The sequence below is a fragment of the Shewanella sp. SM20 genome, assembly GCF_025654545.1.
In the GTDB taxonomy this organism is placed as follows: domain Bacteria; phylum Pseudomonadota; class Gammaproteobacteria; order Enterobacterales; family Shewanellaceae; genus Shewanella; species Shewanella oncorhynchi.
Window position 1 is genome coordinate 15,322 of record NZ_JAKKRK010000001.1, and the last position, 15,735, is coordinate 31,056.

A 15,735-nucleotide genomic window follows, 5' to 3' on the forward strand; every position below is an offset into this window, starting at 1 on the left:
ATACAATCGCCTGCCAAATTATCTGAGGAAGTAGGGTTTGAATAGTGTGATACAAACAAGACGCACCCTAGCAATATGGCTTGCTGCCATATTGGTGCTATTGTCTGTTGCCATTGCTGTTCACAGTGTTTCCCATGCTAGTGAAGACTCCAAGGCCAATTGTTCGCTGTGCTTACATCAGCACCAGTTGCAACATGCGCTAACCAGTACACCCTTTCATTTCCAACTCGCTCAACAGGGTTATATTTCGGTTGAGTTTCAGGCCGTTTCCTTTAAGCGACCTTTTAGTCGTTTCTTCAATAGTCGTGCTCCGCCCATAACAGCATAAGTTACTGTTTATTTAATTTATCTTAATTAACTTTGAGCGCCTTGGCTTAGCTAAGGCGCCGATGCTGTTTATTTTCGGAGTGAAAATGACTTCTTTTTATGTCCCTAAGCGCACTGCGCTGTTGCTGGGCGCCTTGTTTGTGCTCAATCCTATTTCAATGCTGTTGGCCGCAGAAAGCAGTCAATCGAGTTCACAAGCTATTGATACTGTAAGTGACGCAGTGCTTGACACTGACATTGAACGTTTAAGTATCCACTATCGCCAAGCCTATCGTGGCAATGTGTCCTCAACTGAACTTCCCCAAGCGATCAGTGTGTTAGACGAGCAATTGATAAAAGATGCGGGGCTGACGCGGTTTCAAGATGTACTGGACTATTCCGCGAGTGTGGCGCGGCAAAATAATGGCGGCGGCTTATGGGATAGTTTTTCCCTACGCGGCTTTCCGGGCAACGAAAACATGCCATCGGGGTATTTAATTAATGGATTTAATGGTGGCCGAGGTTTTAGTGGTCATAGAGATTTATCAAACGTTGCCTATGTCGAGATTTTAAAAGGCCCAGGTTCGGCACTTTATGGCCGCTCGGAGCCCGGTGGCACAGTTAATATCGTCACTAAGAAACCCCAATATGAAACCAGTGGTTACTTAAAGGCGTCGGCAGGAAGTTTCGATCAATATCGATTAGAAGGAGATGTAACCTCAGGTTTAACCGACAACTTGGCATTTCGGATTAATGGCGCGTGGCAGGAATACGATAGTTTTCGTGATTATGTGTTCAGCGATAAAAAAATCGTCACGCCGTCAGTGCGTTGGCAGATTTCCGATAAAGCCTCGTTACTTTATGAAATGGAATACCTCAAGCAAGAACAGTTATTCGATCGCGGCATTATTGTGCTCAACAACGATATAAATACTGTGCCACGCTCGCGTTATTTAGGTGAGCCTAATGATGGCGCAACTGTGGTCAATGCCACTGGACACCAGCTGACCTATGACTATGAATTAAATGATGATTGGTCATTAACCGCGGGCTATAACTATCGCGATTCTAGCTTGAAGGGCTATTCGTCCGATGCCGAGTTGGCAAAGGGTCGGCAATCGCTATTTAATGATGGTCGCACGCTTACCCGGCAGCACAGATACCGAGATTATGCCTCCGAGGATAATTCACTGCGTCTAGAGTTAAGTGGTCATGTGGATACGGGTTTTATCCGTCATAATTTGCTGCTTGGTGCCGATGCCTATCACTACAATTTGAAGACGGGACTGTATCGTTATCGGGGCAAAAAAGGTGAATACGCCATCGATATCTATACCCCTCAATACGGTGGGCCTCAGCCAGAGGTGAGTTTGTTGTATGAGAATAACGAGACTCAAAAAGCGTGGGGGACCTATCTGCAAGATCAAATGGATTTAACAGAAAAGTGGAAGTTGCACCTTGGGCTAAGGTTCGATAGTTATCAGCAAGATATCAGTGAAGTCGCGAAAGATACTCTGTCAGAACAAACCGATAGTCGAGTCAGCCCCAAGGTGGGTCTGGTGTATTTATGGTCCGATGCCTTAAGTTTCTATAGCTCTTATTCTGAAGGCTTTTTACCGCTTTCTGGAACTGACTTTGCGGGTCAGCCCTTCGAAGCGGAAGAGAGTCAGTCGGTTGAACTGGGGATGAAGTTTAATGGTACTTGGTTAAACGATCTTCCTATAAACGGTAGTTTAGCCGTGTTCGATGCCCAAAAGAGCAATATCTTGACCTCAGATCCTATCAATGTTGGTTTTTCTGCCACCTTAGGTAAAGCTAAAAGTAGCGGGGTTGAACTCGATTTAGCCGCTGAACTGACAGAGGATTTACAAGCAAAATTATCCTATGCCTATCTTAATACCCGTACCGCCAATGACAGCTTGAATCCTGATTGGGGCGTGCTCATTCCTGCAGGCAGTCCACTGGTGAATGTGCCAAAGCATACCGCGAGTGTGATTCTGAAACAGGATTTGAATAGGCTTTCTATTGATGGTCATCTAGGGCTTAGCTGGCGTTATGTGGATTCGCGCCTCGGCGATTCTGCCGATCCTAGCTTTCAATTGCCTTCTTATCAGTTAGTTGGGTTGTTTATGAACACCCACTTAAGCGATAACTTAAGCCTTGGAGTGAATCTGGATAACTTACTGGATGAGCATTACATCGCGAGTAGCTATTCCGCTCTTTGGGCCGTGCCGGGTGAGCCACGTAGCATTAAAGTGAGTGTCAGCTATGAATTCTAATATCAGTGCTAATCCAGCGTTATCTTCAGGTTTTGCCGAGCAAGAATTGGGTCGTTCTATTGGCCGCACCCGGATTAATAGTATCGATATGATGCGCGGCGCCGTGATGCTTATCATGTTACTCGACCATGTGCGGGAGCGGTTTTTCTTTCACATGCAGGTGAGCGATCCTATGGATTTGAGTTCGACCTCTTGGGGGCTTTTTGTTAGTCGCTTTGCCGCCCATTTTTGTGCGCCGGTCTTTGTGTTCTTAACCGGGGTTTCTGCATGGCTTTATGCCAATCGTAGCCATGGCGAGCCACGTTCAGCACGTATGTTTTTGATTAAACGCGGGCTGTTTTTAATCGCACTGGAAATTTTAGTGATTAACTTCTCTAACCTCTCTTGGATGGTCAGCTATTACACCCTTTGGTTACAGGTGATTTGGGTGATTGGTCTGAGTATGTTAGCGCTCGCTGCGCTGATAAACCTGCCTAGACCTTGGATGGCCCTTTTAGGATTTGCGATTGTTTTTGGCCATAATCTGTTGACGCCAATTGGTTTTCAGCCCAATGAGGGGGCTTACGGTCTGTGGACTATATTGCACGACCGCGGTTATCTCGTCAGCGAAGGTGCGCTTAGGGTTAAGGTGAGTTATCCCGTGCTGCCTTGGATTGGGGTGATTTTACTGGGTTATGTTGCAGGGCCACTTTTTAGTAATAAACCGAACGGAAGCCATCTTGATGCATCGGCTCGCCAGCAAAAGCTGCTGTTTTTAGGGATCAGCTGTTGGGTACTTTTTGCGGTGCTACGTGGGTTTAACCTTTATGGCGAAACCTTGCCTTGGCAGTCGGGAGCACATTTAGGTGAAACCTTGATGTCGGTATTCAATTTAACGAAATACCCGCCATCATTAAGCTTTTTACTGGTGACCTTAGGCGGCATGTTCTTTTGCTTAGTGGCCTTTGAGCGGTATTTTGCATCAAGTGGGAAAGTGGGAGGGGGATTAGCGCGAGTGGGCCATGGGTTGTCTGTGTTTGGATCAGTCCCTATGTTCTTCTATATCTTACATTTGTATGTGCTGTTACTGCTTTATACTTTAGCGAAATTCATCTTTGGCGCAAACCATGGTGAGTACTTTGGCGTGAGCAATATAGGATGGGTTTGGTTTATCGCGGGCGTGTTAGCCATCGCATTATATTATCCCGTTAAGCGATTTAGCGAGTATAAAAAGCACAGCACTCAGGCTTGGATTAAGTACCTCTAATCTGTTTTGCGTGATCAAGCTTTAAAGGCAAAAGTCGCCAAGTGTTTACTTGGCGACTTTTTGCTTTGGTCAGAGCAATAATCTATTTAGCGATTATTCTGCGAGTAAGCTGCGTAACATCCAAGCGTTTTTCTCATGCAGTTGGATGCGTTGGGTGAGCAAGTCCGCAGTCGCCTCATCATTCGCTTGATTCACCAGCGGATACAAGGCTCTGGCATTGCGGATCACTAGCTCCTGATCGCTTAATAGTTCGCGGATCATGGTTTCGGCTTGAGTGACACCTTGATCTTCTTTTATCTCGGTCAGCGCGGCATAGGCTGAATATGAGCCGAGTGCTCTGGCGCCTAATGCACGTACACGCTCTGCGATAAGGTCGACCGCAAGGGCAAGTTCGGTATACTGCTGTTCAAATAGCAAGTGTAAGCTAGTGAACATTGGGCCAGTAACGTTCCAGTGAAAGCTATGGGTCTTAAGGTAAAGACTGTAGCTGTCAGCCAATAGTTGGTTTAGCCCTGCGGCGATTTCTTCTCTGTGAGCTTGATTGATACCTATGTTAATCATGGCGTTTTCCTTCTATTGTCTTACTGAGTGTGTTTAGTCTAATCTTCTGATATTAAATGTAAAATGAGTAAATTAGATTTTGTAAATCTATAAATTCGATTGAACTTCCGAGTGTTAAATCTCGTAAGCGATAAAGCCAGATATCATCTCCTTTCGCCGTGCTGCAGTAACAATGCCATGGCAGAACTGCTATCCTAGCGGCATATTGTGAGTCGATACTTTAATTGAATAAAACTGACCCTAATGAATAAATCAGCCTATTTAACCGCCATGAATGTGACAACTTGGCGAGTGCGCGACACTAAGGTGAAACCTTATTTAGTGATTTGGGATGAAAACGGTGAGTTACCAGAAGCAGAGCCGCTTATTGACGCAGTGCTAACGCTTATCGACATAAAGCGTGACGAATGTGATTTTGACTGTGAGCCCCATACGGGTAAACAGATCGTTTGGGATCTGCGACGTCAAAAAGTTAGGCCACGTACCGCATGGTTAGTGTCTGAGCCGTTGGCCGATTTATTGGTGGGTTGGCAGGCTAAAAGCGCGCTCTGGCAGCAGATTTACCAATGGCGAGATCAAGTTAGCGGCCAAGCGCCAAGCAAGTCTTAAGCTCTACTCGTAAATACATTAATAACCAATACATTGGAATACCAGCGTTGAACATCCCACCAGTAGATAGTCTATTCACAACACAATTTGTAGCACAATTGACCGCAGGTTTGCCTGTTGAGCTTGTGGCTCTCACGCTTGAAGATGTTCCCCAAATGGCGCAGCTTGAATCCTTGGCCCATAGCCATCCCATGAGTGAGGGGAATCTTGCCGATTGTTTTGGTCACTTGTACCGTGTCCTAGGTTTAAAGTTGAGTGCTCACTTAGAGGTAGATGCAAATACTGAGGCAAATATTGACGTCGCTTCGGATTCAGATACTTATCACGTCGAAGGACTCTTAGGGTTTGCGATAGTGCAGCAAATTATCGATGAAGTGACTTTATTGGATATTTGCCTATTACCGAGTCAGCAGGGCAAAGGTTATGGTAAGTTATTACTCAAGGCTGTGATGGCATCGGCCAAGGTATCGGGCGCTGTGGTGCTTATGTTAGAAGTGCGAGAGTCTAATCTTGCCGCCCGTGCTTTATATCAACAGGCTGGCTTTATTGAGTCGGGACGACGTAAAGGTTACTACCCGATAGACGGCGGTAAAGAAGATGCTATCTTGATGGATTTAGCGATAACCCAAGAATAAGCTGAGCATTAGCATTCATGTCGTAAAACGACAGCTATACGAACCACTCTTCATAAACAACAGTCATAAAAAACAGCCAATAAAAAACAGCGCCTAAGGCGCTGTTTTTCTATTTTAATAACCCTGAACTCTACATCACCTAAGCTCTGCATCTAAGCAAGAGGTTATTTCACTTCTTTACCTTGGGCTTGCAGGTCCGCATGGTAGCTTGAGCGCACTAATGGGCCACAGGCTGCATGGGTAAAACCTAACTCATCGGCTAAGGTTTTAAGCTCATCAAACTCGGCTGGTGGCACATAACGTTCAACCGGCAAATGGAACTTAGACGGCTGTAGGTATTGGCCTAAGGTCAGCATTTCAACTTTATGTTCACGCAGATCACGCAGTACTTGAGCGATCTCTTCGTTGGTTTCACCCAGTCCCATCATCAGGCCTGATTTAGTGGGCACATTTGGATGACGTTCTTTAAAGCGTTTTAGCAGATCGAGCGACCATTGGTAATTCGCACCTGGGCGCGCTTTACGATAATGCATGGGCGCCGTTTCTAAGTTGTGGTTAAACACATCAGGCGGCTCAGTCGATAAAATATCTAAGGCAGCATCGATACGACCACGGAAATCAGGCACTAAGGTTTCGATCTTGATGTCCGGATTAAGTTTGCGGATCTCACGGATACAATCAGCAAAATGCTGGGCGCCACCATCACGTAAATCGTCACGATCTACAGAGGTAATCACCACATATTTTAGCTTCATATCGCGGATAGTTTGCGCCAATTTAACTGGCTCTTCAGCATCAGGCTTAAGCGGACGACCATGGGCCACGTCGCAGAATGGGCAACGACGAGTACAAATCGCACCCAAAATCATAAAGGTTGCTGTACCGTGGTTGAAGCATTCCGCGAGGTTAGGGCAAGAGGCTTCTTCACAGACAGAGTGCAGGCCATTTTTACGCAGCGCTTGCTTGATGTCTAAAATGCGTTGATTCGATGCCGGCAGTTTAACCCGTAACCAATCGGGTTTACGCAACATAGTGTCGCGCTCTGATGGGACGATTTTGACCGGAATACGAGACACTTTATCGGCATCTCTTAGTTTTACTCCGGGTTGTAAACGTTCAGGCCTATTCATGACGCTGCTAATCCTTGATGATGAACTAGGTGTTGATAGCCCAGTAATTGGCTAAAAGTAATAGTAAGTTGCTCGCCCGCTTCAATCACGGTTTGTGGTCCGCCAAGTGCTTTGCATTGCACCATTTCAAGACCGGCATAACCACAAGGGTTGATGCGGCGAAATGGTGCTAAATCCATATCGACATTAAGGGCTAATCCATGGAATGAACAGCCTTTACGAATGCGTAATCCGAGGGAGGCAATTTTACGTTCATCCACATATACGCCCGGCGCATCGGCCTTGGCATAAGCGTTAATGTCGTACTTGGCGAGCATATCGACAATGCTTTGCTCTATATGAGTAACGAGTTGACGCACGCCGACTTTACTACGTTTTATGTCGAGAAGAGGATATACCACTAGTTGTCCAGGGCCGTGGTAAGTGACTTGGCCACCACGGTCCACTTGGATCACAGGAATATCGCCAGCATTCAAAATATGCTCGCTTTTACCAGCTTGGCCTTGGGTAAACACGGGGGGGTGTTCTACTATCCACAGCTCATCTGGGCTCTCACTATTACGCGTGTCAGTGTAGTGCTGCATGGCATGCCACACTGATTCGTAATCTTGTTTTCCAAGATGCCGAATGTGCAAAGTCGTGTCTTGCAAGGGCAACCTCTCCCCTTAGAATTGAGTGGCGCTATTATACGCCTCTTGACCATAAATGTAAGACAGATCACATTTCATGGCCTTGAGGAATATTTATAGTACGCGGCGTACGCCTTCGATGGCGGCAAGTTCAGTGTACAAAATTTCGATATGGTCTTTGCTGGTCACTGTCACGCGGATAGTAATGGAGTGATAGCTACCTTTGCTCGACGTTTTTGTCGAAGGTGAATAATCACCCGGTGCATGTTTTTGTACCACAGCCACGACTTTGTCAGTTAGCGTTTCGTGGGCTTCACCGACGACCTTAAAAGGAAATGCGCAAGGGAAATCCATCAGTTCATCAAATTTAGTGTCTAACATACTCAGTACTCTTAGCGGCTATATTGGGATATATATGGTGGCGATTATACCCGATTCAAGGGCGATGCACTCCCCAAAAAAATAAAGCCACCCTAAGGTGGCTTTATTTATGGGACTTAGCTTAGCTAAACCATCCAGAAAACATCTGCTTAAAGTAATCGACTAATTTACTAAACCAGCTACCTTCGTTGACTTCTTGCAACGTCACCAGTGGGAACTGGGCAATGTCTTTACCATCTAGTTGGAAGAATAGACGGCCTACAGTTTCACCTTTTTTCAACGGTGCATCTAATGGCTTAGTCAATTCGAAGTTTGCTTTCAAGTCTTTACCGCGGCCACGGCTGATCGTAATAGGTGTATCAGTTGCGACGCCTAAATCAACAGTGCTCTTGTCACCGTACCATATTTGTTGGGTTGTGAAGCTATCACCCGCTTTGTAAGGCGTGACAGTTTCAAAGAAACGGAAGCCATAGGTCAGTAACTTTTTACTTTCAGCTTTACGGGCTGATTCACTTTGAGTACCCAGAACCACAGAAATCAAACGCATGCCGTCTTTGGTTGCAGATGCGACTAAGTTGTAACCTGCACCAGAGGTGTGGCCTGTCTTGATACCGTCCACGCTCATGCTGTTATCCCACAACAAACCATTACGGTTATATTGTTTGATACCGTTGAAGGTATAAAATTTTTCGCTATAGATGCGGTATTCTTCTGGAACGTCGCGGATTAAGGCTGCACCTAACAATGCCATATCATAGGCAGTTGTTTTGTGGTTTTCTGAGTCTAATCCATGGGAGTTTTCGAAGTAGCTATCACGCATACCCAGCTGTTTTGTCCATGAGTTCATCATGTCAACGAAGGCGCCTTCGGTGCCAGCGATATGCTCTGCCATAGCTACACACGCATCGTTACCCGATTGGATGATGATACCGCGGTTTAAATCCCCGACTTTAACGGTAGTTCCAACTTCAATGAACATCTTCGATGAGTCAGAGAAGTTTTTAGACCAGGCATTTTTACTGATAGTCACATCATCATCGACCGAGACATTGCCCGCTTTGATTTCTTGACCTATGACATAGCTGGTCATCATTTTAGTTAGGCTGGCTGGGTTAAGGCTTTCATAAGCGTTACTCTCAGCGATAATCTGGCCCGAATTATAATCCATCAAGACGAAAGCCTTGGCGGCCACTGCTGGTGCATCAGGTGTAATAATAGGCTGCGCAGCATAAACGGGGAGAGACACACTGGAAATTAGCAGCAATGTTTTAATGGGACTTTTTACAAAATTCATCATTAACTTGGCACGTCTTTTGGTTGTATTAAATGGAAAGGATTCGAGAAGATCTCCAACAGTGTACCACTTTCTGACTGTGGGTTTTAGTGAAGGTTCCTTCATCTCTATTTTTAAATCAATTCTGGTCCGAGCAAACAGTCATTACTCATGGACTATATAGCCCTCAGGAAACCCATTTTGCTGGACGTTATTGAGCAGTTTTTCTGCTAACTCAGGTTGGCCTATGGGGCCGAGCTGTAGTCTAAACATATTGTTTGCGGCTTGTACACGGGTCTTTACCTGATATTTTCGCTCCAGATTTTTCGCCATGGTATTGAGTTTGGCTTTATCTTTCGATGCGACTAACTGAATGTAATGATTACCTGTATCTTGCGCGCTGGCAATAGCCGAATTAGTGGCCGCGACACTGCCGACATACACCACATCGAGTTTGATCCGCGCGGTTCCTTTGCCGAGCATGCCGAGTTTATAGGCGGCGGCGTAGGAGACGTCGAGAATACGGTCTGAGTGGAATGGCCCGCGATCGTTGATGCGAATGATCACTTGCTTATTGTTATCTAAGTTAGTGATCCGAGCATAACTTGGCAGTGGCAGCGTTTTATGGGCACCTGACATGGAATACATGTCATAGGGTTCGCCATTGGATGTCTCATAGCCATGAAATTTTTCACCGTACCATGAGGCACGGCCCGTTTCACTAAAACCTTGGCCTGTGTTCATCACAGTGTAAGACTCGCCGTAAACCGTATAGGGCTTGTTACCGCGGCGACTATAGGGTTCGTATTTAGGCGTGGCATTTGGCACATGGTCCACATTGGGTGGATTGAGTGGCAACTTGTCATTCTTTAGCGAATAGCGCCCCTTGTTGGGGTCCATATTTTTTTTGTTTGTGCTGGAGCTAGCTTGGTTTGGACTCGAAGAACACGCAACAAGTGTGAAGCACGCAACCAAAGCGACAAGCTGTAAAAGATTATTTTTTAGCGGCATGCTGTTCCTTTAATTGTTGGCTAAATTGATAAACGGCCATTGAATACAAAGGACTGCGATTATAGCGAGTGATTACATAAAAATTGCTTAAGCCAAGCCAATAATCATCGTGATCGGCTTGTTCCAGTTTAATGAGTAAGGCTTTTTGCGAGACATCCAAGTCCCTCGCATCAGCCAAGGACAAGGTTGGCGTTAGAATATTGGCGACTTTATAATTGAGCTTTTCGCCTGCCCATACTTTCGCTTTTGGCGCTGTTTGGCTGCTATTGACTAGCGGCAAAGCAACGGGTGCATTGGCTTGCCAACCGTGTTCATGGAAATAATTGGCGACACTGCCAATCGCATCCTCTGGGCTTTGCAATAAATCGCGGTTACCACTGTTATCGAAATCGACGGCGTAATGGCGGTAACTTGAGGGAATAAACTGTCCATAACCCATGGCACCCGCATAGGAGCCTTTGAGGGTATTGATATCTAAGTGTTCTTCTTTGACTAATTTCATCAACTCACCAAATTCCTTGCGGAAAAAGGTGGCGCGAGGCGGATAGTGAAAACCTAAGGTATAGAGGGAATCAATCACAGGGTAATTACCAGTGAACTGCCCGTAGAAGGTTTCAATCCCAATAATGGCGACGATAATCTGTGGGTCGACTTGGTACTTAGCCGCCGCTTTAGCAATGGTTTTCTCGTGTTTTTTCCAAAAAGCGAGCCCAGCATCAAGACGTTTTTCTGTTAAAAAAATCGGGTAATACACATGCCAAGGTTTTGCTTCCCATGGACGGGTCATCGCATCGATAACCCCTTGGTTGTATTTTGCTTTGTCTAGAAAAGCGAGCACTTCTGTCCGAGTAACACCTTGTTTTACTTGAGCTTGGATAAACTCTTCTTTGAGCTCAGCGGGAGTTGCGGGTACTAGTACTTTATCCACTGCGGGAGCCACTGGGGTGCTTGAAGCGGGTGCCTGCGCGGGTGTCGGTTCATTTGCCGTAGTGCATGCGACTAAGCATGAACTTAAACACAGTAAACCGAGTGGAGCCAAATAAGCTCGGAGAGTAGGCATAAAAAAGTCCCTAAAATTATCTATCTACGAAACGTCTATGGGTATGAATGCTCATAAGAATGCCAAACCCTGTCATCAATGTCAGCATGGAGGTTCCACCATAACTGACAAGGGGCAGTGGTACACCTACCACGGGCAGGATACCTGAAACCATGCCAATATTCACAAAAACATAAACGAAAAACGTCAGCGTGATACTGCCAGCCAGTAGACGAGCGAAACTGGTTTGTGCGCGGGAGGCGATGACTAACCCACGGCCTATGATGTAAAGGTACATAATTAACAGTAAGATACTGCCAATTAAACCAAATTCTTCACCGATCACCGCAAAGATAAAATCGGTATGGCGCTCGGGAATAAACTCAAGCTGTGATTGAGTGCCTTCGAGCCAACCTTTGCCCCAAAGCCCACCTGAGCCGATGGCGATTTTCGACTGGATAATGTGATAACCCGCGCCGAGGGGATCTTGCTCTGGATCGAGCAAGGTTAATACCCGCGTTCTTTGGTAATCGTGCATCAAGAAATACCAAAGGATAGGCAGGAAGGCGAGTACTGCTGCGATAAAGCTGCCAACAATAATCCAGCTCATGCCCGATAAAAACAGCACGAAAATCCCCGATGCAGCCACCAAAATTGAGGTGCCTAAGTCGGGTTGTTTAGCGATCAATAGGGTTGGTACGAGTAAAATCACTCCTGCGCCAGCGAGGTAACGTTTCTTGGGGGGAAGAGGGAACTTACTGATATACCAAGCCATAGTGATGGGGAAGGCGAGTTTAATAAGCTCTGAGGGTTGGAACTCCATAAAGCCTAAGTTCAACCAGCGCTGCGCGCCTTTATTGATTTCACCGAAAAAGTGTACCCCAAGCAGCAAGACAACCCCCGCAAGATAAATGGGTAATGCCCAACGTTTAAGCGCTTCAGGATTGATTTGTGCCATGGTAAACATGATGCCTAGCGACAACACCATACGGAATAGTTGTCGTTCCATCATCTCTAAATCTGCACCGCTGGCAGAATAGATGACAAACAGGCCAAAGCCCATCACAGCTAATAGTCCGAGCAATAATGGCAAGTCTATGTGCAAGCGTTGCCAGATGTTTTGATATTGGCTATGGGTACTCATGGTATGGGTTTCCAAGTATCTCTAAGCATATATTCATCGAGCATAGCTCGAGCGACTGGGCCAGCATTTGCGCCGCCCCAACCTGCGTTTTCCATCACGACGGCGAGGACGATTTTAGGATCCTCGAAGGGCGCATAGGCCACAACTAAAGCATTATCGCGGAAATGTTCGGCAATTTTACTGGCATCGTATTTCGTATTTTCCGCCACGCCGATGACCTGTGCAGTACCGGTTTTCATTGCGGCAGTGTAGGTGGCATCGGTAAAGCGTGACTTATTTGCGGTTTGGCGCATAGCTTCGTTGATGATGTTCCAGTTACGGGGATTTTTAAGTTCAATTGGTGGTAACTCATTAATCGGTGAGTCAATTTTGGCGGTATTGTCTTTAATGGATCTCAGCAGATGTGGCGGGAGACGGCGGCCTTTGTTGGCCATAATCCCAACGGCATTAGCGAGTTGTAATGGCGTTGCCGTCCAATAACCTTGTCCAATACCGACGGAAATGGTGTCGCCTATATACCAAGCTTGATTGTACTTTAAGCGTTTCCATTCCTTGGATGGCATGTTGCCAGCCGATTCTTCAAAGATATCAATCCCTGTATTTTGACCAAAGCCAAATTGCTCCATAAAGCGGGCGATATGATCGACACCGACCTTATAGGCTAACTCATAGAAAAAGGTATCGCAGGATTCTACAATCGCGCTATAAACGTTGACCCAGCCATGCCCCCAGCGTTTCCAGTCGCGGTATTTACGTTCAACACCGGGAATTTGCCAAAAACCGGGATCCCACACTCGGGTACTCTCGCTAATGGCTTTCTCATCAAGGCCTAACAGTGCGAGGTGAGGCTTGATGGTAGACGCAGGTGCATATTGACCTTGAGTCGCGCGGTTGATCAAGGGGCGGGATTTATCATTGAGTAACGCACTGTAATCTTTACTATTAATGCCTTGTACAAACTGGTTTGGATCATAGCTTGGGCTCGATACCATAGCTAATACTCCACCGTCACGGGGATCGATGGCAACAATAGAACCACGCAGACCTGTGAGTAGTTCCACCGCTTTTTGTTGCAGCTTGAGATCTAAGGTGAGGTAAATATCTTGCCCCGGCTCTGGCGGCACAATTTTTAAGGTGCGAATGGCGCGGCCGCGGTTGTTCACTTCTTCTTCTAAGTGTCCGGGTTTACCATGCAGCAAAGATTCATAAAATTTTTCAATGCCTTGCTTACCAATGTCTTTGGTTGCCGCATAGTTTTTCCACAGATCGCTGCGTTCAAGTTGGGCGCGATCTCGGGTGTTAATTTTACCTACATAGCCCAGCACATGGGTGATTTGCGCGCCGTAGGGATAGTTACGTTTAAGACCCGCTTCGACCGAAATCCCCGGAAATCTGTGTTGGTTAACACTGAAAATGGCCACTTGCTCTTCGGTGAGCTGGTTTTTGAGTGTTAGCGGTTTGAAACGGCGATGAAATTTCAGGGCGTCAGTAAAGGTTTCGCGCTCGTCATCGCTGATCTCAATTAACTTGCCGAGTTCATCTAAGGTCTCTGACATGTTACTGATTTTTTCGGGCACGAGATCGAGGGAATAAAAGGGTAAATTTTCAGCTAAAAGTATACCGTTGCGATCGTAAATGAGACCACGACTAGGGGCAATTGGAACAACACGGATGCGATTATCATTTGAGCGAGTTGCATAATCTTTATAGGATTCAACCTGTAAATGATAAAGGTTGGTGACTAATACGCAAAATAGAGCGAAAACGCAAAAAAAAGTGAAAAGCGCCCTGCGCTTAAAAAGAGACGCCTCGGCGGCGTGATCATGCATTGTTATCCGCTTTTTTGGCGACACTTATGCTATCTCCGGCTGATCCCATGACGGGTGGTTGACACTCGTTAACATCAAGATCCCGCTATTCTCTATGGTAGGGGTGATTCGTGTTCACGCTCCACGCGCGGTACAAACTTTCGGCAACCACCACCCGTACGAGTGGGTGAGGTAAGGTTAATGCCGAAAGACACCAACTTTGGTTTGCCGCTTCTTTGCAAGCTGGCGCTAATCCTTCAGGTCCACCAATCAGTAAACTGACGTCGCGACCATCGAGTTGCCATTTAGTCAGCGCGGTTGCTAGCTCGGGGGTCGTCCAGTTTTTGCCGGGGAGATCTAAGCTAACAATATGATTGCCTTTGGGAATGGCCGCCAACATTTGTTCGCCTTCTTTTTGAAGTATCCGGACAATGTCGGCATTTTTCCCCCGCTTTCCAGCGGGTATTTCGATAAGCTCCAGCGCCATATCACGGGGAAAACGGCGCTGGTATTCTTCGAAACCACGGGTAACCCAATCGGGCATCCGTGTTCCTACTGCGATGAGCTGTAACTTCATCAGTCTTGCTTTTCTGACCAGAGCTTTTCAAGCTGGTAGAAATCACGGGTTTGATCTTGCATAACGTGCAGGATCACATCGCCCATGTCCACAAGAACCCATTCGCTGCTTTCGCGGCCTTCAACACCTAAAGGTGGAATACCGGCTTTTTTCGCTTCAACCACAAGGTTTTCGGCGATAGCTTTAACGTGAGTCTTTGATGTACCTGAACATATGACCATGTAGTCAGTGATGTTAGATTGCTTGCTGACATCCAGAACAACAACGTCTCTGGCTTTCAAGTCGTCGATCTTGTCGACAACAAACTGTTTTAATTCCGCGCTCTGCACGCTGGCGTACCTCATTAATTTTAAATAGCGCGGTAGTATACCAGTGTTGCTGCTGGGAATACATTGTCATTGGCAGTTGAGTTGGCGATATCTGCTTACGGTTCGAGCTAAGGTAAGTAAAGTCGTTGATTTTTGATGTAATCTAGCGTGACGGGCATAAGTAAATCGGTGGGCATTTCGCCTTTTGCCAGTTGTTCGCGGATTTGAGTTGAGGAAATATCCTGTGGCGTAATTGTCACAGGGAAAATCTGCCCATAGTTTTTATGGAGACTGCTAGTACGACCTTCCACTGTCCCTTGTGGCGCTTGACTGCGGGCCGTCAATATCTGCTGCATAGGATGCTCTGTATCGAGCTGCCAACCCGGGCGCTGACAGACAACGAGATGGGCAAAGTCGAATAGGCGTTGCCACTCATACCAGCTTTTTAATTGGAGGAAAGAGTCCATCCCCATGATAAAAAACAGCTCGTCTTCAGGATGTAAGGCTTTCAGTTGCTCAAGGGTGACCACTGTGTAGGAAGGCGTGTCGCGTTTGGCTTCGATGTCGCACAGTGCAAAGCCGTCAAGCTGCGAGCAGACATCGGCAACCATGTTAAGCCGCTGCGCCGTGGTTAAGTTGGGCTGCTGTTTATGGGGCGGAATATGGTTCGGCATTAGCAGGATTTTATCCAAGGCTAATGCGTGTTTCACTTCAATCGCCGGACGGATATGACCATAGTGTATCGGGTCGAAGGTGCCGCCTAAAATACCAATACGCATATCAAGCCTTTGGTTAACCT

At 46.5% G+C, this 15,735-nt stretch carries 17 protein-coding genes; 5 read left to right on the top strand and 12 right to left on the bottom strand.

Annotated elements, in window-relative coordinates:
* The first annotated feature begins 37 nt into the window (after nt 1-37).
* The 3 genes from L5M18_RS00060 to L5M18_RS00070 all read left to right on the top strand — a co-directional run bounded on the left by L5M18_RS00060 (nt 38) and on the right by L5M18_RS00070 (nt 3,831).
* Complete coding sequence (locus tag L5M18_RS00060) at nt 38-328, top strand: DUF2607 family protein (RefSeq protein WP_028761491.1); 291 nt, start codon at nt 38-40, stop codon at nt 326-328.
* Between the two features lie 85 nt (nt 329-413).
* Nucleotides 414-2,585 (top strand): TonB-dependent siderophore receptor, encoded by a 2,172-nt coding sequence (locus tag L5M18_RS00065; protein ID WP_263195655.1) that lies wholly within the window; start codon nt 414-416, stop codon nt 2,583-2,585.
* Nucleotides 2,575-3,831 (top strand): DUF1624 domain-containing protein, encoded by a 1,257-nt coding sequence (locus tag L5M18_RS00070; protein WP_263195656.1) that lies wholly within the window; start codon nt 2,575-2,577, stop codon nt 3,829-3,831. The genes L5M18_RS00065 and L5M18_RS00070 overlap by 11 nt, the downstream gene beginning before the upstream one ends.
* Nucleotides 3,832-3,924: 93 nt before the next feature.
* On the opposite strand, the gene dpsA is transcribed toward L5M18_RS00070, so the two are convergent.
* Complete coding sequence (gene dpsA / locus L5M18_RS00075) at nt 3,925-4,392, bottom strand: DNA starvation/stationary phase protection protein DpsA (RefSeq protein ID WP_028761488.1); 468 nt, start codon at nt 4,390-4,392, stop codon at nt 3,925-3,927.
* A 243-nt stretch (nt 4,393-4,635) separates the two neighbouring features.
* Here dpsA and L5M18_RS00080 point away from each other — a divergent pair, with 243 nt between their 5' ends.
* Together L5M18_RS00080 and rimI are read left to right on the top strand one after the other, a co-directional pair.
* Nucleotides 4,636-5,001, top strand: a complete 366-nt coding sequence (locus L5M18_RS00080) for a hypothetical protein (protein ID WP_263161870.1) — start codon at nt 4,636-4,638, stop codon at nt 4,999-5,001.
* Between the two features lie 47 nt (nt 5,002-5,048).
* Nucleotides 5,049-5,636 (top strand): ribosomal protein S18-alanine N-acetyltransferase, encoded by a 588-nt coding sequence (gene rimI, locus L5M18_RS00085; RefSeq protein ID WP_411569261.1) that lies wholly within the window; start codon nt 5,049-5,051, stop codon nt 5,634-5,636.
* Nucleotides 5,637-5,800: 164 nt separating this feature from the next.
* Here rimI and lipA read toward each other — a convergent pair whose 3' ends face one another.
* From lipA to nadD, 11 genes are all read right to left on the bottom strand, one after another.
* Nucleotides 5,801-6,766, bottom strand: a complete 966-nt coding sequence (gene lipA, locus L5M18_RS00090) for a lipoyl synthase (RefSeq protein WP_263195657.1) — start codon at nt 6,764-6,766, stop codon at nt 5,801-5,803.
* On the bottom strand, nt 6,763-7,416 hold the full coding sequence (lipB, locus tag L5M18_RS00095) for a lipoyl(octanoyl) transferase LipB (protein ID WP_028761484.1): 654 nt from the start codon (nt 7,414-7,416) through the stop codon (nt 6,763-6,765). The genes lipA and lipB overlap by 4 nt, the downstream gene beginning before the upstream one ends.
* Before the next feature lie 93 nt (nt 7,417-7,509).
* Nucleotides 7,510-7,776: a DUF493 family protein YbeD gene (gene ybeD / locus L5M18_RS00100; RefSeq protein ID WP_006082758.1), complete on the bottom strand. Its 267-nt coding sequence runs from the start codon at nt 7,774-7,776 to the stop codon at nt 7,510-7,512.
* Nucleotides 7,777-7,897: 121 nt separating this feature from the next.
* Nucleotides 7,898-9,073, bottom strand: coding sequence for a serine hydrolase (locus L5M18_RS00105; RefSeq protein ID WP_028761483.1), 1,176 nt, complete (start codon nt 9,071-9,073; stop codon nt 7,898-7,900).
* Nucleotides 9,074-9,214: 141 nt separating this feature from the next.
* On the bottom strand, nt 9,215-10,060 hold the full coding sequence (locus tag L5M18_RS00110) for a septal ring lytic transglycosylase RlpA family protein (RefSeq protein ID WP_028761482.1): 846 nt from the start codon (nt 10,058-10,060) through the stop codon (nt 9,215-9,217).
* Nucleotides 10,044-11,120 (bottom strand): lytic murein transglycosylase B, encoded by a 1,077-nt coding sequence (gene mltB / locus L5M18_RS00115; protein ID WP_263195658.1) that lies wholly within the window; start codon nt 11,118-11,120, stop codon nt 10,044-10,046. The genes L5M18_RS00110 and mltB overlap by 17 nt, the downstream gene beginning before the upstream one ends.
* A 16-nt stretch (nt 11,121-11,136) precedes the next feature.
* Nucleotides 11,137-12,243 carry a rod shape-determining protein RodA gene (rodA, locus tag L5M18_RS00120; RefSeq protein ID WP_028761480.1) on the bottom strand — a complete coding sequence of 369 codons (1,107 nt, stop codon included), beginning with the start codon at nt 12,241-12,243 and terminating at the stop codon, nt 11,137-11,139.
* Nucleotides 12,240-14,096: a penicillin-binding protein 2 gene (mrdA, locus tag L5M18_RS00125; RefSeq protein WP_131523225.1), complete on the bottom strand. Its 1,857-nt coding sequence runs from the start codon at nt 14,094-14,096 to the stop codon at nt 12,240-12,242. Before mrdA ends, rodA begins: the two co-directional genes overlap by 4 nt.
* 61 nt (nt 14,097-14,157) lie before the next feature.
* Nucleotides 14,158-14,628 (bottom strand): 23S rRNA (pseudouridine(1915)-N(3))-methyltransferase RlmH, encoded by a 471-nt coding sequence (gene rlmH, locus L5M18_RS00130; protein WP_006082752.1) that lies wholly within the window; start codon nt 14,626-14,628, stop codon nt 14,158-14,160.
* Nucleotides 14,628-14,957 (bottom strand): ribosome silencing factor, encoded by a 330-nt coding sequence (gene rsfS, locus L5M18_RS00135; protein ID WP_006082751.1) that lies wholly within the window; start codon nt 14,955-14,957, stop codon nt 14,628-14,630. Before rsfS ends, rlmH begins: the two co-directional genes overlap by 1 nt.
* A gap of 107 nt (nt 14,958-15,064) precedes the next feature.
* Nucleotides 15,065-15,715 carry a nicotinate-nucleotide adenylyltransferase gene (gene nadD / locus L5M18_RS00140; protein ID WP_263195659.1) on the bottom strand — a complete coding sequence of 217 codons (651 nt, stop codon included), beginning with the start codon at nt 15,713-15,715 and terminating at the stop codon, nt 15,065-15,067.
* Nucleotides 15,716-15,735: the final 20 nt, after the last annotated feature.